The following is a 19516-nucleotide window of genomic DNA, read 5'->3' on the forward strand; positions in this document are numbered from 1 at the left end:
CGATGTCTGCACGATGCCAAGTCACCGGGCGCACACCGGGTTTCGGCAATTCGGTGTCCCACTCGCATCGGCGCACCAGCCGGCGCTGGACGCCGAACATCCAGATCAAGACCTACTACCTGCCATCCGAGGGGCGGCGCGTCCGGCTTCGGGTCAGCGCCAAGGGCATCAAGGTCATCGACCGCGACGGGATCGAAGCCGTGGTGGCGCGCTTGCGCCGGGAAGGACAGAAAATCTGATGGCGCGCAACGAGATCCGGCCGACCGTGAAGCTACGGTCGACAGCCGGCACCGGATATACCTACGTGACCAAGAAGAACCGCCGCAACGATCCCGACCGTTTGGTGCTGCGAAAATACGACCCCGTGATCCGGCGCCACGTCGAGTTCCGCGAGGAGCGCTGAGGTGGCCAAGCGATCCAAGATCGTCAAGAACAATCAGCGCGTCGAGACCGTCGCTCGCTTCGCCGAGCGGCGCGGCGAACTCAAGCGCATCATCTCCTCGCCGCAGAGCACCGCCGAGCAGAAACTGCAGGCGCAGCAGGAATTGGCCCGCCAGCCCCGCGATGCCAGCGCGGTGCGGGTGCGCAACCGTGACGCCGTCGACGGTCGTCCCCGCGGACATCTGCGGAAGTTCGGGCTGTCGCGGGTCCGGGTGCGCGAACTGGTCCACCGAGGTGAGCTTTCCGGCGTGCGGAAGGCGAGCTGGTGAAGGCCAAGAACCGTAGCCGGCGGCCCACGGCAGAGGTCAAGCCCCGGCGCAACGTTCTCACCGGAATGGGACTGAGCGAAGTGGACTACAAGGACACCGCCACTTTGCGGGTGTTCATCTCCGAACGCGGAAAGATCCGATCGCGCAGGGTCACCGGCCTCACGGTGCGCCAGCAGCGGCAGGTCGCGACCGCCATCAAGAACGCCAGGGAGATGGCGCTTCTGCCGTACCCCGGGGCGAAATGATGCCCACGCCCTTCACCCTCGTGGTGTGCGCCGGTTGCACGGCACCGGACACGTCGGTGTTCGACGCGTTGCGAACCATGGTGCGTGACAGCTCAGGCGGAATGCTCGTCTCCACGCCGTGCCTGCTCGGCCCGGATGGCTGCCCGGACGGCTGTCAGGCGCACCGCGACGAGGGTGCGGTCGCCATGCTCCAGCCGTGCCGCGCCGACCGCTCGCCAATCGGTCCTGCGCGGTGGATCGACCTCAGCGCTCCGCGCGTTGATAGGCCGTGACGACCGCCGCTCCGCCGAGGCCGATGTTGTGCTGCAGCGCGGCGGTGACGTTGTCGACCTGACGCTTGTCCGCGGCGCCGCGTAACTGCCAGGTCAGCTCGGCGCACTGGGCCAGACCGGTCGCGCCCAGCGGATGGCCCTTGGAGATAAGGCCGCCCGACGGATTGACCACCCAGCGTCCGCCATAGGTGGTGTCGCCTGCGTCGATCAGCTCGGGAGCCTCGCCCTCACCGCACAGGCCCAGTGCTTCGTACAGCAACAGCTCGTTGGCCGAGAAGCAATCGTGCAACTCGATGACCTGGAAGTCGGCCGGGCCGAGGCCGGACTGGTCGTAAACCTGTTGTGCGGCTTGTACGTTCATGTCGTAGCCGATGATGTTCTTGGCGCTGCCGTCGAAGGTGGACTGGAAATCGGTGGTCATCGCCTGCCCGACGATCTCCACTGCCTGGCCGGCCAGGCCGTGCTTGTCGACAAAGGCCTCGCTGGCCACGATCGCCGCTCCGGAGCCGTCCGAGGTGGGCGAGCACTGCAGCTTGGTCAACGGATCGGAGATCATCTTCGCGCCCAGGATGTCGTCGAGGGTGTACTCCTCCTGGAACTGCGCGTACGGATTGTTCACCGAATGCTTGTGGTTCTTGTAGCCGATCTTGGCGAAATGCTCGGCAGTGGTGCCGTACTTCTTCATGTGCTCGCGACCCGCCGCGCCGAACATCCACGGCGCCACCGGAAACGTCATCGAGTCGGTCTCGTTGAGGGCGACGATGTGGCGCATCAGCGGCGACTCGCGGTCCTCGGCGCCACCGCCGAGTGAGCCCGGCTGCATCTTCTCGAAGCCCAGGGCAATGGTGCAGTCGGCGAGGCCACCGCGGATGGCCTGCGCAGCCAGGTACAGCGCCGTCGAGCCGGTCGAACAGTTGTTGTTGACGTTGACGATCGGGATGCCGGTCATGCCGAGTTCGTAGAGCGCACGCTGCCCGGAGGTCGAGTCACCCGAGCAGTAGCCGACGTACCCCTGCTGCACCTCGGCGTAGTCGATGCCGGCGTCGGCCAGCGCCTTGGTGCCTGACTCGTTGGCCATCTGGGGGTAGTCCCAGCCTTCTCGGCGGCCCGGCTTCTCGAACTTGGTCATCCCGACCCCGACGACGAACACCCTGTTCGGCATAACAATCCTTCCGTCTGCAGTGACGATCCCGCTAGTGTAGACCCGGCTGTAACACGTTCTAGTTTTCTGCGGAGGAGCACCAGTGACGTTGCGAGTCGTGCAGTGGGCAACCGGGTCGGTCGGGGTCGCGGCGATCAAGGGTGTGCGCGAACATCCCGAACTCGAACTGGCCGGCTGCTGGGTGCATTCCCCGGACAAGGCCGGCAAGGACGTCGGCGAGATCATCGGTACCGATCCGCTGGGCGTCACGGCCACCAACAGCATCGACGACATCCTCGCCCTGGACGCCGACGCGGTGATCTACGCGCCGCTGCTGCCCAATGTCGAGGAAGTGACCGCACTGCTGCGCTCGGGCAAGAACGTGGTCAGTCCGCTGGGCTGGTTCTACCCGAGTGAATCCGAAGCCGCCCCGCTGGAGGCCGCCGCGCACGAAGGCAACGTCACCCTGCACGGCGCAGGTATCGGACCGGGTGCGGCCACCGAGCTGTTCCCACTGCTGCTGTCGGTGATGTCCACCGGGGTGACCTACGTTCGCGCCGAGGAGTTCTCCGACCTTCGGACCTACGGTGCACCCGACGTGCTGCGCCACGTGATGGGCTTCGGCGGGACGCCCGAGAGCGCGTTGACCGGACCGATGCAGAAGCTGCTCAACGGTGGCTTCTTCCAATCGGTTCGGCTCATCGTCGACCGCCTCGGTTTTGCCGCCGAGCCCCAGATCCGCACATCCCAGGAGGTGGCCGTCGCGACCGCCCCCATCGACTCGCCGATGGGGGTCATCGAACCCGGCCAGGTGGCCGGGCGGCGCTTCCACTGGGATGCCGTGGTCACCAACACCATCGTCGTGCGCATCACCGTCAACTGGCTGATGGGTGAGGAAAACCTCGATCCGGCATGGTCTTTCGGGCCGGCGGGGGAGCGCTACGAGATGGAGGTGCGCGGCAACCCGAACACCTTCGTCACGGTCAAGGGCTGGCAGCCGGAGAGCGTCGAGGAAGGATTGGTCAGCAACCCGGGTGTGGTGGCCACCGCGGCGCACTGCGTCAACTCCGTGCCGGCGACCTGTGCCGCCGCGCCGGGCATCGCCGGCTTCTTCGACCTGCCGCCGATCACCGGACGCGCAGCGCCTCAGCTCGCGCGCTGACTATTCTTGGCGAGATGGCTCACCCCCTCGTCGTCGCGCAGTCCCGCGCCATTCCCGTCGCGGTACCGGATGCGTTCGCCAAGACGCTGCCGATGCCGCTTCCCCAGTTGTTCCACCGCTGGTATGGACCGATCCCGCCGATCAAAGCCGTGCACGACCAGACCGGCGACTGGTCAGCGGTGGGGCAGACCCGCACCATCGCCCTGCTCGGGGGCGGCGGCATGCGGGAGACACTCACCCGCATGGATGCTCCCACTGCATTCGGCTACACCCTCACCGACGTCCGCGGCGCGATGGCGCCGCTGATCGATCACGTCGAGGGGCTCTGGAAGTTCAGCGAACGCGGCACCGGCACGAATGTGACGTGGCAATGGACCTTGCACCCCAAGTCGGCGCTGACCGCGCCGTTGCTCCCGGTGTTCGCCCGGATCTGGCGCGGTTACGCCAACCAGGCCCTGGCCACCCTCTCGGATCATCTGCTGAGCTAGGAGCCCAGCAACGCCGCAGGCCCGCGTTGCATCAGCTGGCGCCCGATGATGATCCGCTGAATCTCGCTGGCGCCCTCCCAGATTCGCTCCACCCGCAGCTCGCGGAACATCCGCTCTGCGATGTTCTCACGCATGTATCCACGCCCGCCGAAGATCTGCACCGCCCGATCGGCGACCCGGCCGGCCATCTCCGAGCAGTACAGCTTGGCCATCGAGGCCTGCCCGTGCAGTGCCTTGCGGTCGAGCCCGGCGTCGATCCCGCGGGCCACCTCGTAGAGCATGCTTCGCGCGGCGAACAGCTCGGTGGCACTGTCGGCGAGCATGCCGGCCACCAACTGGTATTCACCGAGCGGCTTGCCGTCCACAATGCGATCCGTTGCGAACGCGGTCATCTCGTCGACCAGACGTTGAGCGGCACCCACGCAGCGGGAGGCCACCATGATCCGCTCGAACCGGAACCAGTCCTGCGTGAACGTCATACCTTCGCCCTCGGCGCCGACCAGATGGGTCGTCGGCACCCGGACGTCGGTGAACGACACGATCGGATGCTCGTCGGGAATGTTGTGCGAATAGTGCGGCGTGCGTACCACCTCGACCCCGGGCCACGGCAGGTCCACCACCAGCAGCACATGGTCACCCTCATTGGGGCCGCCGACCAGAACCGCTTGGACGAAGACGTACTCGGCCAGATTGAACGACGTGACGTGCCACTTGATTCCGTTGATCACGTACTCGTCGCCCTCGCGGCGCGCGGTGGTCTCCAGTGCCGATACGTCGGAGCCGGCGAATTCCTCGGTGATGGCGTACGCCTCGTGCTTCTCGCCGCGCACCGCAGGTAGCAGCCAGCGCTGCCTTTGGTATTCGGTGGCCACCTCGGCCCACCACTGCGGCGGGGTGTGCATCACCCAGGCGATCGCGTTGGTCACCCTGCCGACCTGCTCCTGGACCAGAACCTGTTGCAGCGCAGTGAATCCCGGTCCACCCACCGAGGTGGGCATGTTGGTGGCGTACAGGCCCAGTTCGATCGCCCTGGCATGATGCTCGGCGGTCAGCTCCTTGGGTAGCTGGCCGCCGGACATCTCGGCATCCACCTCGTAGGGGATCAGGGTGTCGACGAATTCGCGGGCGGTGTTCTGGATCCGCAGGTCTTCGGCTGTCAACCCGTACATTCGCGGTACTCTCCGCTCGCTGGAAGCTCTTGACTGAGCGTTCAGTCTATGCCACGGTCTTGAGGTATGGCCAGCAGTCGCGGTGCAGACGTCGTGGTCGTCGGTGGTGGAACCGTCGGGGCGTGGACGGCCGTGCAATTGGCCGAACGCGACGCGGGCCGGGTTGTGCTCCTGGAGGCGCAGACACTCGGTGACGGGGCCAGCAGCCGCGCCGCCGGAATGGTGCGCGCGCAAGGCGGCACCGAGACCGCGATCCGGTTGGGGCTGCGCAGCCAGGAGTTCTACTCCACCAGCGGGGACCGCTACCCACTGGACTGCGGCTTCGTGGCGCAGGGCTACCTGATGCCGTGCTTCACCGATGCCGAAGTGCACCAGGCGCACGATCGGATTGCGTTGCAGCGCCGGCTGGGACTGGCCGTGGAGTGGCTGTCCAGTTCTGATATCGACGACCGGCACACGGGTTTGGCGCCCGGGGTGACCGCAGGCGGTTCGTACGCACCCGGCGACGGATACATCAACGCGCCACGCAACGTACTCGCCTATGCCGCGGCGCTGACCGCGCACCGAGTGGATGTCCGGGAACGCTGCAGCTTCACCGGTCTACGGGTGGCCAACGGGCGGGTGGTCGGCGTCGATACCTCAGACGGTCCGATCGACACCAACCGCGTCGTGCTCACGGGTGGGCCGATGCTCGGTGACGTCGGCGCGACCGCAGGGGGACGCATCCCGGCGGGCGGTACCCGCCACCAGGTTGTGGTCACCGAACCATTGCGTGACGCCGACATCGATGAACTGCCCATGGTGTTCGACGTCAGCGAGGGAATCTACTGGCGTCCCGGCGAATTCGGTGGCGTGCTGTGGGGGATGAGCAATCCGGCCGAACGTCCTGGTGAGGCAACCGAGTTCGACTGGAGCTACTACCAGAAGGCGTTGGCACGCATCGAGTCGCTGTTTCCCGCGGTGCGCGGGCTGGGGCTTCGGCGCGTATGGGCGGCGACGATCGACTACACCGGAGATCATCTGCCGATACTGGGTCCGCTGCTGACCGACGACGGTGCGGTGGACGGCACCGTGGTGGCCAGTCCGGCGGGGCACGGCATGATGTGGGGCCCTGCGGTCGCCGAGGCGGCCGCGGACCTGACGCTCACGGGTAGGTGTGACTGGCTGGACCTGACCGACCTCGGTTTGGACCGCTTCGATGCCGACGGCAACAGCCGGCTCGACCCCGAACCGATCTCTCTGCCATTTCCCGAACACGCCTGACAGGAAAGGTTTTCCTCATATGACCGCTGCTGTGCTGACTACTGTCCTGGCCCAGGCGGCCGACGCCGAACTCGAGGATTGGGGCCCGTTGGAGGAGGCCACCGGGGACCCGATGGCGACGCACGGTATCGAGGTGTGGGTCGATGGCGACAAGTCGGCCGGCATCTGGCAATGCGCCCCCGGCCCGTCGCACTGGACGCTCGAGATCAACGAGATGATCTATGTGGTGTCCGGACGGATGACCGTCACCCCCGACGGCGGCGAGCCCAGCGAAGTCGGCGCCGGTGACCTCGCGGTCTTCCCGGTCGGCTGGACCGGTACGTGGGTGATCCACGAGACGCTGCGCAAAGCCTACGCCATGTTCTGAGTCGGATAACCGCTGCGTCGCAACCTAACTCACACCGGCCGCCACGGCGAACGCCGCTGCGCTCAGTCTCTTCACGCCATCGCTTTTCGGGAGTTGAATCGGATCGTCACCGGGCGCCCATAAGATGCTCAATCGCCAGCTGTTGCAGTCGTACGAAGCCGAAACCCTTTGCACCGAAATAAGAATCGGGCTCGAAGTCCTCATAAGCTGAGTGATCGGCCAACAGTTCCCGGTAGGTTTCGCCAGGGTCGAGCGTGGGCTGGCGAAGCTCGGCCACCCGGGCGGCGGCCATTGCTTCGGCGACCTCGGGGTCGGACCGGAATGCCTGGGCGCGTTGCTTGAGGAGAAGGTACATGCGCATATTCGCCGCGGCCGACGCCCACACGCCGTCGATGTCCTCGGTTCGACTGGGCTTGTAGTCGAAGTGCCGCGGACCGGTATAGCTCGGTGAGCCGTCGACACCGCCATTTTCCAATAGGTCCACCAGTGAGAACGCGTTGGCCAGGTCGCCGTGGCCGAAAACCAGATCCTGGTCGAACTTGATCCCGCGCTGACCGTTGAGGTCGATATGAAACAGCTTGCCGCTGTATAGGGCCTGGCTGATGCCGTGCATGAAGTTGAGCCCGGCCATCTGCTCGTGGCCGGTCTCCGGGTTGACGCCCACCAGCTGTGGGTGGGCCAGGGTCTCGATGAAGGCCAGCGCGTGGCCGACGGTCGGTAACAAGATGTCACCGCGGGGTTCGTTGGGCTTGGGTTCGATCGCGAACCGTAGCGAATATTTGTTGTCAATAACGTACTGGGACAACAGGTTCAAGGCTTCGCGATAGCGCTCGAACGCCGCCCGGACATCCTTGGCGCTGTCGTACTCACTACCCTCACGTCCGCCCCACATCACGAAGGTCTCGGCGCCGAGCTCGGCGGCCAAGTCGATATTGCGCAGTGTCTTGCGGAGTGCGAATCGCCGGACCGCACGATCATTGCTGGTGAAGGCGCCATCCTTGAATACCGGGTGACTGAACAGGTTCGTGGTGACCATCGGTACGACCAACCCGCTTGAACTCAGCGCGGCAGTGAGGCGGCTGATCGCGTGCCGGCGCTGGTCGTCGGATGAGCCGAACGGGAACAGGTCGTCGTCGTGGAAGGTCAACCCAGAGGCACCGAGATCGGCCAGCCGTTCGACAGCCTCGACGGCATCCAGCGGTGGACGGGTGGCCACCCCGAACGGGTCGTTGGCCGGCCATCCGACGGTCCACAGTCCGAAGGAGAACTTGTCAGAGGGCTGTGGGGTCAGTTCGGCGGCGGTGGCGAGGGACTCGAGGATGGACACGGCGACTTCTCCTAGATTTGTTCTGACGCCGAACATAAGATGTGCGCTGCGCCACTGTCAATGCCCCGCGGCGTCTGCCGACGAGGAAAACCGGAAAGGGTGGCATCTGTGACCCGTGCAGGGAGAATCGGCTCCAATACCGACGACGTCCGCAGGCGGAACCTGTCGGTGGTGCTGACGCTGGTCCATCGGCATGGGGCGCTCAGTCGTGCCGAGCTGACCCGGCGCACCGGACTCTCCCGCTCGACGGTCAAGGATCTGGTCGAACAACTCGCCGAGCTGGCGTTGGTTGCCGAAATCCAAGCTGCCGTCCCGCAAGTCGGCCGGCCCAGTCCCATCGTCTCCCCGCAGCCCAAGACGCTGTGTGTCGCGATCAACCCCGAGACGGATGCCGTCACCGTCGGCTTGGTGGCGCTGGGCGGGACGGTGCTGCAGACGCGCCGTTATCCCACCGACGGTGCACCGACTCCCGGGGCTGCGGTGGCGATCGCGAAGTCCGCGGTCGACGAGCTTCGCTCGCAGCTGGAACCCGGATGTGACATCGCTGCCATCGGCGCCGCGGTGCCCGGGTTGGTGCACGGTGGTTCGGCAGTACGGTTGGCGCCACACCTGGAGTGGCACGACGCCGACTTCGGCCACATGCTTCACGTCGCCACCGATTTACCGGTGTTCGCGGCCAACGATGCGAATGCCGGGGCCATTGCCGAGCACATCTTCGGCAGGCATCACAACGCCGACCACATGATCTATGTCAACGGCGGCCCGGGCGGCATCGGCGCGGGTTTCGTGGTGGCCGGTGAGCTGCTCGAGGGGCTGGCGGGGTATGCCGGGGAACTGGGGCATACCTACGTCGGCGGTGATGCACAGTGTCATTGCGGAAACATCGGATGCCTGGAAACCCAGGTGAGCCAGGGCGGGGGCGCCATCGACCGCCAGGCCAGGTACCTGGCGATCGCACTGAGCAACGCGGTCAACATGCTCAACCCGGGGCTGATCGTGCTCGGCGGATTCCTGCGGGCATTTCCCGAGCTTGCCGGTGAGTTACTGGCAGCTGAGATGGCGCGACACAGCCTGCGCGCCGCGCACAATCTGGTACGCGTGGTGCCGGCATCACTGGGGGCCGAGACACTGATGATCGGTGCGGCCGAGCTAGCCTTCGCGCCACTGCTGGCCGACCCGGCGGCAGTAGCTTCCGCTTAACGCCGGCGCGGGATGACCAGAGCGTCGACGGCCACCACGCCGGTCGGCGACACGATCACCGGGTTGGCCTCAATGGCGTCCAGATGTTCGCCGAGTTCGGTTGCCAATTGCGAGAATCCGACGATTGCGTCAGCCAGGGCGTCGACGTCGGCCGCGGGTGAGCCTCGCCAGCCCGTCAACAACGGCGCGCTGCGCAACGAGCGCACCAGCTCGCCGGCACTGGGCCGGCTGATCGGTGGACAGGCGACCGCACGGTCCGCCAGCAGCTCGACCAGCGTCCCGCCTGCGGCGACCACGACCAATGGGCCGAAGTTGTCGTCGCGCACCACACCGAGCGAAATCTCCACGCCTGCAGGGGCCATCGCGTCGACGCTGACGCCGGGTCCCAACCGTTCGGCCATCTCCTCGTAGGCCACCCAGAGCGATTCACGGTCACCGATGCCGAGCACCACTCCGCCGACATCGCTCTTGTGCGCGGCGCCAAGGGTTTTGAGCACCACCGGGTAGCCGACGGCATCGGCGGCGGCCAGCACCTGCGTGACGGTGTGAGCGGGGTATGAGCGGGTGACCGGGATGCCGTAGTCGGCCAGCAGCCGGAAGCCGGCCGGCGCGCTCCACTCGGCCGCGGTCAATGCAGCTGTCCAGCGCTGTGCGCGCTCGATGTCGATCTGGGGGAGCGTGGTCCAGACCGGCAGCGGCCAGCGGGCCAGGTGACCCAGCGCGGCGATGCCGCTGCGGGCACCTTCGAGGACCGGAATACCGTTATCGCGCAGCCGCTTCGCGGTGGAGGTGTCGATCGCCGACGGTACCGATGCAAGCACCGCCAGCGGGGCATCGGTGCCGTTGGCGACATCGAGCACAGCGTCGGGGTAGGCGGTATCGTCGTCGAATTCGGTCACCAGGTCGACGGCGAGTGCGGTCGCGGCCACGCCGGGATCATCGATCAGTGCTCGCAGACAGCTGCTGAACAACGCGCGGGTGTCGGCGCCCGTGCCCCAGACGTCCAGCGGGTTCCCGGGGGACAGCCCGTCGTCGAGCAGTTCTGCGAGTGTGTTCAGAGCCGGGGCGGAGAGTTCGGTGAAGTCCACCGCCAACTCGTGGGCCAGGTCGGCGCAGAGCGCACGTTCGGCCCCGGAATCGTGCACCGTGGCGATACCGTGCGAGCCGGCACGACGCCGACGGCCCGACTCGAAAAGCTCAATGGTGTCGACGAACTCGGCCATGTCGGTGACCCGGATTGCGCCGGTGTCGGCGCAGAACGCCTGCCAGCCGACAGCGTCGCCGGCGAGCGCACCTGAGTGGGCGGCGACCATGGCGCGCCCGCGCGGCGAATGGCCGACCGGCAGGATCACCACAGGGATGTCGCGCTGCGCCGCACGGTGCAGCCCGGCGCGCAACCGTCCCACCGACCGGGGTGTCTCCAGCAGCAGGGCGATCATCGTCGTGCCCGGGTCCTCGACGATGTAGTCCACGTAGTCGGCGGTGTTGGTGACCAGTTCCTGGCCCGAGGAGATCGCCATCCGGAACCCGAACCCGCGGGACGCCCGCAGGATGGTGGAGAACGCCGACCCCGAGTGGGTGACCAGCGAAACCCCGCCCGGTGGAAGGGGATTGGTTTCCAGATAGCCTAGTGCGCGCAGCCCGCTGACATTGTTGACGAACCCCATGCAACCCCCGCCGCACACTGCCATCCCGGCGTCGGTGGCGGCCTCCGCCACGGCACGCCGTAACTGGGTGCCGTGCGCGGAACCGAAGATGACCGCCGACCGTGCGCCCACTGCCGCCGCGGCTTTCAGCTCCGCCAGCAGGGCGGTGTCGGGAACGCCGAGCAGCACCAGATCGACCGGCTCGTCGAGCGCGGACAGCGACGGGGCACAGGTGACGCCGTCGATCCGGTCATAGCGCGGATTGACCAAATGCATACGCGCCGAACTGCGGCGCGCTTCGATGATCATCCGCTCGCCGAAGCTACCCGGTTTCGCAGACGCCCCGACGAGTGCCACCGAGCGGGCCTCCAGCATGGTGGCGACGGGGCCCCGCCGGCTGTCGGTCATCGCTTGCGGAAGCGCTTCTTCTTCGTGTCCGCCAGAGCGGCGCGTGCTGCCTGCCAGCCGGGGATGCCGCACACCCCACCGCCGGCGTGGGTGCCGGAGCTGCCGTTGTACAGTCCGGCGATCGGCGTGCGGTAGTCGGCATAACCCGGTGCGGGTCGCATGTGGAACAACTGCTCCAGGGAGAGCTCGCCGTGGAATATGTTGCCACCGATGAGGCCGTACTCCTGTTCCATCTCATGCGGCCCGACGATGTCGCGATGCAGGATCGACGATTTGAACCCCGGTGCCACCTGGTCGTACAGGTCGACCAGGCGATCGGTGTAGGCATCCAGATCCGCGGTGTGGGGTTCGTTCGCCCAGTCGGCAGGCACCCACTGGGTGAACAGCGACATGATATGTGTGCCATCGGGATTGAGCGTCTTGTCCAGTGTCGTGGGAATGACACCGTCGCTGAAGGGCATCAACGCCGGCTTGCCGATGCGAGCGTCCTGGAATGCCGCCTCGATGTATTCCATCGTGGGCGCCATCTCGACCGAACCGGTGTGGTGCTCGGCCTGCCCGTTGCTGGGATCGGCGGTGAAGTTCGGCAACTCGGCCAGGGCCAGGTTGATCTTGACCACGCCGCTGCGGGTCTTGAAATGTTCGATATCGGCGACGAACTCCGGAGGCAGCTCGGTGCGCGGAATATGGTCCAGGAAAGCGGTTTTCGGGTGCAAGGTGGTGACGACCAAAGGTGCTCGCAGCTCATCGCCGTTCTCGAGCGCCACGCCCTCGATTCGCCCGCCCCGCACCAACATTCGAGATACCCGGGCCTTGGTGCGGATCTCTGCGCCGAAGCTGCGGGCCGAGCGGGCGATCGCTTCGGAGACCGCGCCCATCCCGCCCTCCGGATACCCCCAGCTGCCGAGCTGGCCATCACCGACGTCGCCGATGGAGTGGTGCGCCATCACATAGGCGGTGCCGGGCTCATACGGTCCTGCCCAGGTGCCGATCACACCGTTGACGGCCAGAGCGCCTTTGATTTGCGGTGATTCGAACCAGTCGTCGAGCAGATCGGCGATGCTCATGGTGAGCAGCCGGGTGACGTCTCCCATCATCCGGGTCGTCATCCCGCGTTGGCTCCAGCCGAGCTTCGCGAGCTCGAACAGATCCGACGGCTTGTGCGATCCGATGTTGGGCGGCACCTGAGTCAGCAGTGGGCCCATGACGTCGGCGATACCTTCGAGCCAGGCGTTCCACTTCGGCCAGGTGTCGGCGTCCTTCTTGGAGAACTTGGCCAGCTGCTCATAGGTGCGGGCCGGGTCGTCCTCGTAGATGGTCAGCGACCCGCCCTCCGGAAATGCCTGGTAGTACGGGCCCATCGGGTGCACCTTGTAGCCGTGCCGTTCCAGGTTCAGATCCCGCACGATCGTCGGTGGCATCAGGCTCATCACATAGGACAGCCGGGTGACCCGCAGATGTGGCGCGTCCTCCCACGGCGCCTCGGTGGTGGCCGCGCCGCCGAGCGAACCACGCGATTCCAGCACCACGGTGTTGGCGCCCGAGCGTGCGAGGTAGGCCGCGGAGACCAGCCCGTTGTGCCCGCCGCCGATCACGATTGCGTCGTAGGTGTTCGACATGGCGCTCCACTCCCGTCGCCCGTTCGGGGCATCTTTGACTGACTGTTCAATCTAATCGAGTGTTAGGCTTTCAACAAGAGCCGGCACCGGCGCCGCAGAGGGGAGTACGACGAGATGGCAGATCCCGCACCCGCGACCGAGAACAACGAGGCGAGGCGCATCCAGATGTTGCGTGCCGCAGCGGAGCTCATCTGCGAACGCGGTTTCTCGGAGACCAGGATCTCTGATGTGGCCAAGCGGGCCGGGGTCAGCTCCGCGTTGGTCATCTACTACTTCGGCACCCGGGACCGGCTGCTGGTCGACGCACTGCGACACTCCGAGGAATCGTTCTACGAAGCGGCCGAGCAGATGCTCGCCGAGGTGCCGTCCGTTCGGGAACGGTTGTCCCTGCTGATCCAGTGGACGTGTGTTCCCGAGGCCGAGAACGAGATCCCCGGCGCGTGGGGCCTGTGGTTCGATCTGTGGGCGCAGGCATTCCGGCACGACGAGGTCAAAGCAGGCCGGGTGGAACTCGACGCACGCTGGCGCCGGATGATCGTCGACACCGTGGAATCGGCCGACCTGAAGTCCGACGTCGACGCGAAGATGTTCGCCCTGGAGTTCTCCGCTCTGCTGGACGGCTTGTCGATCCAGGTGGCACTCGAGGATCCGGAAGTCGATTCGAAGGTGGCCTACGAGATCGCGATGCGGTTCGCCGAGCGGGAGCTGGACCTGCCGCGGGAAAAGCGCAGTCTGGTGGCGGCCGGTAAGGGCCGACGCTCGCGCTAGACCGGGCCGGCGACCAGATCCGCCGCCGGATCCTTGATCACGGCCGCCGCACTGCGGGCCAGGACCCGCACGGCATCCGTCGAACACACACAGGTGGCCGGCATTCCGGCGTCGTAAGCCGCCGACCCGGGACCGTATCGGTTGGGGACGTCGACGACGAGTGCGGTCGGACCGCCGACATCGACGTGCACCTGGGTCGACGCGCCGTGGTAGACGACCTGGGCGACCGTACCCCGGATCGCGTTGTGCCCCGGGGACACCGGATCGTCGGGGGACTGCAGTGTGACGCGCTCCGGCCGGATCACGATCGCAGCAGGCCCGGGTCGGCACGAGGTGTCGACCGTGGCGCCCAGGCGCGTCCCCAGCGCCGAGCACAGCGCCGCCCCGTCGTTGTTCTCCAGCACCTCGGCATCGAAAATATTGGCCGCGCCGAGGAATCCGGCCACATACGTCGTTGCCGGAGCGGAGTAGATCTCTTGCGGCGGACCGACCTGTTCGACGCGGCCCTCGGCCAGCACGGCGATCTGGTCGCTCATCGTCAACGCTTCGTCCTGGTCGTGGGTCACGTAGACGAACGTGATCTCGACCTCGCGCTGGACTGCTCGCAGTTCGAGCTGAAGTTGCTTGCGCAGCTTGGCATCCAGAGCGCCGAGCGGTTCGTCCAGCAGCAGCACCCGGGGCTGCAGCACCAAGGCACGGGCCAGGGCGACGCGCTGCTGCTGGCCGCCGGACAGCTGGGTGGGACGCCGTTTGGCGAACTCGTGCATCCGGACCAGATCGAGTGCCTCACCGACACGGCGTTTGATGTCCTGCTTGGGTGTCTTCTGGTAGCGCAGGCCGAACGCGACGTTGTCCCAGACCGACATGAACGGGAAGAGCGCGTAGGTTTGGAAGACGGTGTTGACCGGTCGCTTATGAGGCGGATCCTGCGCGACGTCGCGGCCGTCGAGCTCGATACTTCCCGAGTCGGGCTTCTCGAATCCGGCGATCATCCGCAGCGTGGTGGTCTTGCCGCACCCGGATGCCCCGAGCAGCGAATAGAACTGTCCCGCTGGAATATCCAGGTCGATTCCCGTCACGGCGGGAACACCGTCGAATGCCTTGGCCAACTGATGCAGCCGGATGGCGCCGCCGGTCACCGGCGGCCGTCCCGACACCAGGCGGTCAGGCCGACACCGCCTCGGCCAGCCGGGCGAAATTCGCGGCGAACCGGTCGACATCGGCCTCGTCGTGCTGAACAGACAACAACCATTGCTCCACCTTGCCCCACGGTGGTAGGAACACACCGCCATTGTGCTGCATGAGCCAGTGCAGGTGGCCCAATCGATCATCGATCTGCAGAAAATCGCGGAAGTCATGGACCGGCTCGCGCTTGAACGTCACACAGCCTTTCGCTCCCACGCTGACCACGTGCCAACCGTAGCCGTATCGGGCCGTCGTCGCCTCCAGAGCGCCGCGGAGCCGCTGCGCCAGCGTGGCCATCCGGGTGTACGCCGCCGGTGTGAGCACCTCTGAGAGGGTGGCCCTGGTGGCCGCCATCGCCAGCGGGTTGCCGTTGAAGGTGCCGACCTGTTCATACCGGCCGTCGGCGATCGCCGACATCACCGCGGTGGTTCCGCCGATTGCGGCGACCGCGATGCCGCCGCCCAAAGCCTTCGCCAGGCAGACGATGTCGGGAACCACTCCCGATGTCGCGGTGACCCCACCCGGGCCGGTGGTGAAGCCGGTCTTCACCTCGTCGTAGATCAGCAGGGCACCGTCGGCGTGTAACAGGTCGCGTATGGCGGCCAGGTAACCCGCGTCGGGTGGAATGATGCCTGCGTTCATCATCACCGGTTCCAAGATCATCGCGGCGATCTGGCCGCGGTGCTCGGCCAGCGCCCGGGCCACCGCCTCGGGATCGTTGAACGGGACCACCACCACCAGATCGCGGATCGCCGCCGGGATGCCTGTGTTGCCCGGCACCCCGATCGGATGGTCACGCGGCCCAACCTGGTCGGCATCGGGCAGCACCGAGACCTGCACCGAATCGTGATGGCCGTGATAGCAACCCTCGACCTTGATGATCAGGTCTCGCCCGGTGACCGACCGAGCGAGGTGCACGGCATCCATGGTGGCCTCGGTGCCGGAATTGGCGAAGCGCCACAACGGCAGATCGAATCGGCGCGCCAGCTCCGTCGCGATCCAGATCGCGTCCTCGGTCGGCTGGGCGAAGTGCGTGCCCCGGCGCACCTGGCCGCTGACCGCCGCGACGATCGCGGGGTGGGCGTGGCCGGCGATCGACGCCCCGTAGCCGCCGTGCATGTCGACGTATTCGGTGCCGTCGACGTCATAGACCTTCGAGCCCGCGCCGTGGCTCATCCACACCGCCTGCGGCTGGGCGATCTGCCAGTTCGAGGTAGCCCCACCCGCGAGGTGTTCACGTGCACGGCAGATCATTTCGGTACTACGCGGTTGCCGCGCCAGAAACACCTTCTCTTCGTCGGCGATCAGTCTGTCGACCGCATCTTGAACCGGGCTCTCGATCGTCGGCGAAGCCACTCCGGGCACCTTCCGCTCGATTAGCGTGCGGACCTGCGAAAAAGCCGTCCCACATCTATTGACTGAGCGTTCAGTCTATGTCAGAGTCCAGGGAGCGATCAAGACTCGAGACGACTCGAACCACGGAGGCGCGGATGCCAGCACCCATCGGTCCCGGCCCGAACCGCCGGCAGTTCCTCCAGCGGGCCGCCCTGCTGGCCGCGGGCACTCCCGCGCTCGTGGCGTTCCTCGACGCGTGTTCCAAAGGGGGGCAATCAACTTCGGCTCCCACCCTCAAGATCGCCTCACCGCAGAACCCGGTCAAGTGGGACATACCGAACGACAACAAACCCATCGCTGACGGGCTGGCACCCGAAAAGGGCGCCACGCTGCAGCTGTACAGCTATGCCGATTACATCGCGCCGGACGCGATCAAGTCCTTCGAGGACAAATACGCGACCAAGGTGGCGGTGTCGACGTTCAACGACACCGACGAGGCCATCACCAAGATCCGTGGCGGAAACGTCGACTACGACATCTACTTCCCGAGCTACGACCAGATCAGTCGGCTGGTCAACGGCGGCCTGGTCCGTCCGCTCAACCACAGCTACATCGGCAACATCACCAACGTCTGGCCGTTCTTCGCCAACCCCTGGTACGACCAGGAATGGCGCTTCACCGTGCCCTACACCGTGTACACCACCGGCATCGGCTGGCGCACCGACCAGGTGCCCGCCGACATCGGCGCGTTGAAGAACCCCTACGAGTCGCTGTGGGATCCGGCCTACAAGAACAAGACTGCCGTCATCGACGACTGGCACACTGCGATGGCCATGGTGCTGCTGAAGCTGGGTATCACCGACGTCAACACCTCTTCGGCCGACGATCTGAAGAAGCTCGGCGACCAACTGACCGAGCTGGTGAAGGCGACGTCGCCAAAGGTCACCGTCACGATGTACAGCGACCTACCCGCCGGCCAACTCGGACTGTCGCAGATGTGGTCCGGGGACATCGTCAACGCCGTCAACTACCTCCCGGAGGGGACGGGTCCGGAGATCCTGCGCTACTGGTTCCCGTCTGACGGCAAGGGGCTGGTGGACAACGATCTGATCGTGCTGCTGCGCGGTGGAAAGAACCCGGTGCTCGGACATCTGTTCCTCAACCACATGCTCGAGACCGAGGTGGCCAAGCAGAACTTCAAGCAAATCGGGTATCAGCCGCCGCAGGTGTCGCTGAACCCGGATTCGCTTGTCGCAGAAGGCCTGGTCCCGGAGAACCTGAAGAGCGCGATCGTACGTCCTGAGTACTTCGACACCGGCTACCGGCTGTTGGAACTGGACGCCACCAATGATGCTGCCTGGCACAATGTTTGGCGAGCATTCAAGGCCGGGGGATCCTGACCGCGGTGCCCCGCACGCGCAACAGCCGGCTGTGGCCCCTGCTGGCGCTGCCCGGCACGGTGTGGCTGGCGGTGTTCTTCCTGGCGCCGCTCTACGTGGTGCTGGCCATCGTCTTCGGTCAGGTCGACCCGATCTTCCGCACTCCCATCCCGGTGTGGAACCCGTTGGAGTGGGACCCGTCGCAGTTCAGCTATGTGCTCACCCACATCGTCGGCCCCGACGGTGTCTACGGGCCTGCGCTGGTGCGCACCGCGCTCTACGTCCTGCTCGCCAGCGTCCTGTGCCTGCTCATCGCGTTTCCGGTGGCCTACTTCACCGCGCGGCTCTCGGGGCGGTGGGCAGGGGCACTGCTGGCGGCGTTGATCGCACCGTTCTGGATCAGCTACATGATGCGAATGCTGGCCTGGGTCAACCTGCTTCAGGACGACGGCATGGTGAACCGGCTGCTGCGCCTCGGCGGCCTGTTCGACGTCAACGTGCACTGGCTCACCGGGCAGCCGGTGGTGGTGGTGCTCGGCCTGGTCTACGGCTATGTGCCGTACATGATCCTGCCGCTCTACGCAGGCCTGGACCGGTTGCCCCAGGCAACCTTGGAAGCCGCTCGGGATCTGGGCGCCAACAGGTTCGGGTCGTTCTGGCGAGTTACGTTGCCCATGTGCCGGCCGACGATCGTGGCCGCGGTGCTGCTGACCTGCCTGCCGATGCTCGGTGACTACTTCACCTCCGACATGCTGTCGGCCTCCCCGAAGACGGCCATGGTCGGCAACCTCATCAACGACAGCGTGCAGTCTCCCGGGCAGACCGGGCAGGCCGGCGCGTTCGTGATGCTGGTGCTTATCGTGACCGTGGTGCCGATGTTCTATTACGTGCGGGTGACCTCACGCGGCGACGAGGTGTCCACATGAGAGGCCCGCTGGCGTGGTGGCGCGATCCGTGGCGGCCACCGCGGATCCTGACGGCGGTCACTGCCGGGTATCTGGTGTGGTCGTTGCTGCCGGTGTTGATCGCGGTGGCGTTCTCCTTCAACGACGGCAGGTCGCGAACCAATTGGCAGGGCTTCTCTTTTCGCTGGTACTGGGGCGACGCGACCAAGTCGGTGTGGCACGATGCGTCGTTGCACACCGCTCTGCTGCAGACGTTGAAACTCGGGGTGATCACCACGCTGATCACGGTGCCGCTGGGTGTGTTGTTCGCCATCGGGATCGACCGGTGGCGTGGGCGGCTGCCGGCCGGCGCCAACTTGATGATGCTGGTGTCGTTCGTGGTCCCGGAGGTGCTGCTCGCTGTCGCATTGCTGTTCGTGATGACGTCGCTGGCATTGCCGTTCGGGCTGGGAACCTCCGCGCAGGTGATCGGTCTGGTCACGTTTCAGATCGCCTACCCGGCGGTTCTGGTACGCGCCCGGCTGGCCACGATCGGTTCCCAATATGAAGAAGCCGCAATGGATTTGGGGGCATCTCCGATGCAGGCGCTGCGGCGGGTGACGGTGCCGATGCTGTTTCCGGCGATCTTCGCCAGCACGGTGCTGGTGTTTGCCGACGTCATCGACGACTTCGTGCTGGTGCGCTACCTGTCCGGAAACTCGGCTACCGAGCCGGTTTCGGTGAAGATCTACAACACCGCCCGCGCGGCACCGACCCCGGCACTCAACGCACTGGCGACCCTATTGCTGGTTGCGGCGCTGATAGCGGTGACGGTCGGATATCTGGTGTACCGCCGCCTGACCCGTGGTGACGACACCGCGGGCGGCGGCATCGCCGCATTCGCCGGGGAGGCCTGAGCTGTGCCATCTCTGGACCTGCGCCGGTCGC

At 66.1% G+C, this 19516-nt stretch carries 21 protein-coding genes; 14 read left to right on the top strand and 7 right to left on the bottom strand.

Features of this window, described 5'->3' with window-relative positions:
• The first annotated feature begins 2 nt into the window (after positions 1–2).
• From rpmB to BST42_RS18130, 5 genes are read left to right on the top strand one after another with little or no spacing between them, the layout of a single operon-like run.
• The gene (rpmB, locus tag BST42_RS18110) at positions 3–239 is read left to right on the top strand and encodes a 50S ribosomal protein L28 (RefSeq protein WP_083120681.1); all 237 of its coding nucleotides are present in this window, start codon (positions 3–5) and stop codon (positions 237–239) included.
• Positions 239–403 carry a 50S ribosomal protein L33 gene (gene rpmG / locus BST42_RS18115; RefSeq protein ID WP_083120682.1) on the top strand — a complete coding sequence of 55 codons (165 nt, stop codon included), beginning with the start codon at positions 239–241 and terminating at the stop codon, positions 401–403. The genes rpmB and rpmG overlap by 1 nt, the downstream gene beginning before the upstream one ends.
• Before the next feature lies 1 nt (position 404).
• Positions 405–710 (top strand): 30S ribosomal protein S14, encoded by a 306-nt coding sequence (gene rpsN, locus BST42_RS18120; protein WP_083120683.1) that lies wholly within the window; start codon positions 405–407, stop codon positions 708–710.
• Positions 704–955, top strand: a complete 252-nt coding sequence (rpsR, locus tag BST42_RS18125; RefSeq protein WP_435406045.1) for a 30S ribosomal protein S18 — start codon at positions 704–706, stop codon at positions 953–955. Before rpsN ends, rpsR begins: the two co-directional genes overlap by 7 nt.
• A complete protein-coding gene (locus BST42_RS18130; protein ID WP_083120685.1) occupies positions 952–1227 on the top strand; it encodes a hypothetical protein in 276 nt (91 codons plus the stop codon). The genes rpsR and BST42_RS18130 overlap by 4 nt, the downstream gene beginning before the upstream one ends.
• Here BST42_RS18130 and BST42_RS18135 read toward each other — a convergent pair.
• On the bottom strand, positions 1199–2389 hold the full coding sequence (locus tag BST42_RS18135) for a lipid-transfer protein (RefSeq protein ID WP_083120686.1): 1191 nt from the start codon (positions 2387–2389) through the stop codon (positions 1199–1201). The two genes, BST42_RS18130 and BST42_RS18135, sit on opposite strands and share 29 nt — an antisense overlap.
• 82 nt (positions 2390–2471) lie before the next feature.
• Between BST42_RS18135 and BST42_RS18140 the strand changes: the two genes are divergently transcribed.
• Both BST42_RS18140 and BST42_RS18145 read left to right on the top strand, forming a co-directional pair.
• Positions 2472–3530 (top strand): NAD(P)H-dependent amine dehydrogenase family protein, encoded by a 1059-nt coding sequence (locus tag BST42_RS18140; protein ID WP_083120687.1) that lies wholly within the window; start codon positions 2472–2474, stop codon positions 3528–3530.
• A 14-nt stretch (positions 3531–3544) separates the two neighbouring features.
• A complete protein-coding gene (locus BST42_RS18145) occupies positions 3545–4018 on the top strand; it encodes an SRPBCC family protein (RefSeq protein ID WP_083120688.1) in 474 nt (157 codons plus the stop codon).
• On the opposite strand, the gene BST42_RS18150 is transcribed toward BST42_RS18145, so the two are convergent.
• Positions 4015–5187: an acyl-CoA dehydrogenase family protein gene (locus tag BST42_RS18150; protein WP_083120689.1), complete on the bottom strand. Its 1173-nt coding sequence runs from the start codon at positions 5185–5187 to the stop codon at positions 4015–4017. The genes BST42_RS18145 and BST42_RS18150 overlap by 4 nt on opposite strands.
• 66 nt (positions 5188–5253) lie before the next feature.
• Here BST42_RS18150 and BST42_RS18155 point away from each other — a divergent pair, with 66 nt between their 5' ends.
• Together BST42_RS18155 and BST42_RS18160 are read left to right on the top strand one after the other, a co-directional pair.
• Complete coding sequence (locus BST42_RS18155; RefSeq protein ID WP_083120690.1) at positions 5254–6450, top strand: NAD(P)/FAD-dependent oxidoreductase; 1197 nt, start codon at positions 5254–5256, stop codon at positions 6448–6450.
• A 19-nt stretch (positions 6451–6469) separates the two neighbouring features.
• Positions 6470–6817, top strand: coding sequence for a cupin domain-containing protein (locus tag BST42_RS18160; RefSeq protein WP_083120691.1), 348 nt, complete (start codon positions 6470–6472; stop codon positions 6815–6817).
• Between the two features lie 106 nt (positions 6818–6923).
• On the opposite strand, the gene xylA is transcribed toward BST42_RS18160, so the two are convergent.
• Positions 6924–8144 carry a xylose isomerase gene (xylA, locus tag BST42_RS18165; protein WP_083120765.1) on the bottom strand — a complete coding sequence of 407 codons (1221 nt, stop codon included), beginning with the start codon at positions 8142–8144 and terminating at the stop codon, positions 6924–6926.
• A gap of 108 nt (positions 8145–8252) precedes the next feature.
• Between xylA and BST42_RS18170 the strand changes: the two genes are divergently transcribed.
• Positions 8253–9344, top strand: a complete 1092-nt coding sequence (locus BST42_RS18170; RefSeq protein ID WP_308207477.1) for an ROK family protein — start codon at positions 8253–8255, stop codon at positions 9342–9344.
• On the opposite strand, the gene BST42_RS18175 is transcribed toward BST42_RS18170, so the two are convergent.
• Both BST42_RS18175 and BST42_RS18180 read right to left on the bottom strand, forming a co-directional pair.
• Positions 9341–11398 carry an acetate--CoA ligase family protein gene (locus tag BST42_RS18175; RefSeq protein WP_083120693.1) on the bottom strand — a complete coding sequence of 686 codons (2058 nt, stop codon included), beginning with the start codon at positions 11396–11398 and terminating at the stop codon, positions 9341–9343. The two genes, BST42_RS18170 and BST42_RS18175, sit on opposite strands and share 4 nt — an antisense overlap.
• Positions 11395–13017 (bottom strand): phytoene desaturase family protein, encoded by a 1623-nt coding sequence (locus tag BST42_RS18180; protein WP_083120694.1) that lies wholly within the window; start codon positions 13015–13017, stop codon positions 11395–11397. The genes BST42_RS18175 and BST42_RS18180 overlap by 4 nt, the downstream gene beginning before the upstream one ends.
• A gap of 114 nt (positions 13018–13131) precedes the next feature.
• Here BST42_RS18180 and BST42_RS18185 point away from each other — a divergent pair, with 114 nt between their 5' ends.
• Positions 13132–13785 carry a TetR/AcrR family transcriptional regulator gene (locus BST42_RS18185; protein ID WP_083120695.1) on the top strand — a complete coding sequence of 218 codons (654 nt, stop codon included), beginning with the start codon at positions 13132–13134 and terminating at the stop codon, positions 13783–13785.
• On the opposite strand, the gene BST42_RS18190 is transcribed toward BST42_RS18185, so the two are convergent.
• Together BST42_RS18190 and BST42_RS18195 are read right to left on the bottom strand one after the other, a co-directional pair.
• Positions 13782–14924 carry an ABC transporter ATP-binding protein gene (locus BST42_RS18190; protein ID WP_083120766.1) on the bottom strand — a complete coding sequence of 381 codons (1143 nt, stop codon included), beginning with the start codon at positions 14922–14924 and terminating at the stop codon, positions 13782–13784. The two genes, BST42_RS18185 and BST42_RS18190, sit on opposite strands and share 4 nt — an antisense overlap.
• Before the next feature lie 25 nt (positions 14925–14949).
• The gene (locus tag BST42_RS18195) at positions 14950–16326 is read right to left on the bottom strand and encodes an aspartate aminotransferase family protein (RefSeq protein ID WP_237159490.1); all 1377 of its coding nucleotides are present in this window, start codon (positions 16324–16326) and stop codon (positions 14950–14952) included.
• Between the two features lie 134 nt (positions 16327–16460).
• On the opposite strand from BST42_RS18195, the gene BST42_RS18200 reads away from it, so the two are divergent.
• Genes BST42_RS18200 through BST42_RS18210 form a run of 3 tightly spaced genes read left to right on the top strand, consistent with a single transcriptional unit; the run spans position 16461 to position 19485 of the window.
• Entirely contained in the window at positions 16461–17705 is a 1245-nt protein-coding gene (locus BST42_RS18200) for a polyamine ABC transporter substrate-binding protein (RefSeq protein WP_083120697.1), read from the top strand.
• 5 nt (positions 17706–17710) lie between these two features.
• The gene (locus tag BST42_RS18205; protein WP_237159491.1) at positions 17711–18610 is read left to right on the top strand and encodes an ABC transporter permease; all 900 of its coding nucleotides are present in this window, start codon (positions 17711–17713) and stop codon (positions 18608–18610) included.
• Positions 18607–19485 (top strand): ABC transporter permease, encoded by an 879-nt coding sequence (locus BST42_RS18210; protein ID WP_083120699.1) that lies wholly within the window; start codon positions 18607–18609, stop codon positions 19483–19485. The genes BST42_RS18205 and BST42_RS18210 overlap by 4 nt, the downstream gene beginning before the upstream one ends.
• Positions 19486–19516: the final 31 nt, after the last annotated feature.

The sequence above is a fragment of the Mycolicibacterium rhodesiae genome (assembly GCF_002086695.1).
GTDB lineage: Bacteria > Actinomycetota > Actinomycetes > Mycobacteriales > Mycobacteriaceae > Mycobacterium > Mycobacterium rhodesiae.

Excerpts from the sequence above, each read along its gene's own strand:
- BST42_RS18130 (WP_083120685.1), top strand. The coding sequence starts at position 952 with ATGATGCCCACGCCCTTCACCCTCGTGGTGTGCGCCGGTTGCACGGCA.
- BST42_RS18175 (WP_083120693.1), bottom strand. The coding sequence starts at position 11,398 with ATGACCGACAGCCGGCGGGGCCCCGTCGCCACCATGCTGGAGGCCCGC.
- rpmG (WP_083120682.1), top strand. The coding sequence starts at position 239 with ATGGCGCGCAACGAGATCCGGCCGACCGTGAAGCTACGGTCGACAGCC.
- BST42_RS18200 (WP_083120697.1), top strand. The coding sequence starts at position 16,461 with ATGCCAGCACCCATCGGTCCCGGCCCGAACCGCCGGCAGTTCCTCCAG.
- BST42_RS18160 (WP_083120691.1), top strand. The coding sequence starts at position 6,470 with ATGACCGCTGCTGTGCTGACTACTGTCCTGGCCCAGGCGGCCGACGCC.
- BST42_RS18180 (WP_083120694.1), bottom strand. The coding sequence starts at position 13,017 with ATGTCGAACACCTACGACGCAATCGTGATCGGCGGCGGGCACAACGGG.
- rpmB (WP_083120681.1), top strand. The coding sequence starts at position 3 with ATGTCTGCACGATGCCAAGTCACCGGGCGCACACCGGGTTTCGGCAAT.
- BST42_RS18150 (WP_083120689.1), bottom strand. The coding sequence starts at position 5,187 with ATGTACGGGTTGACAGCCGAAGACCTGCGGATCCAGAACACCGCCCGC.
- BST42_RS18210 (WP_083120699.1), top strand. The coding sequence starts at position 18,607 with ATGAGAGGCCCGCTGGCGTGGTGGCGCGATCCGTGGCGGCCACCGCGG.
- BST42_RS18145 (WP_083120688.1), top strand. The coding sequence starts at position 3,545 with ATGGCTCACCCCCTCGTCGTCGCGCAGTCCCGCGCCATTCCCGTCGCG.
- BST42_RS18155 (WP_083120690.1), top strand. The coding sequence starts at position 5,254 with ATGGCCAGCAGTCGCGGTGCAGACGTCGTGGTCGTCGGTGGTGGAACC.
- BST42_RS18185 (WP_083120695.1), top strand. The coding sequence starts at position 13,132 with ATGGCAGATCCCGCACCCGCGACCGAGAACAACGAGGCGAGGCGCATC.
- BST42_RS18135 (WP_083120686.1), bottom strand. The coding sequence starts at position 2,389 with ATGCCGAACAGGGTGTTCGTCGTCGGGGTCGGGATGACCAAGTTCGAG.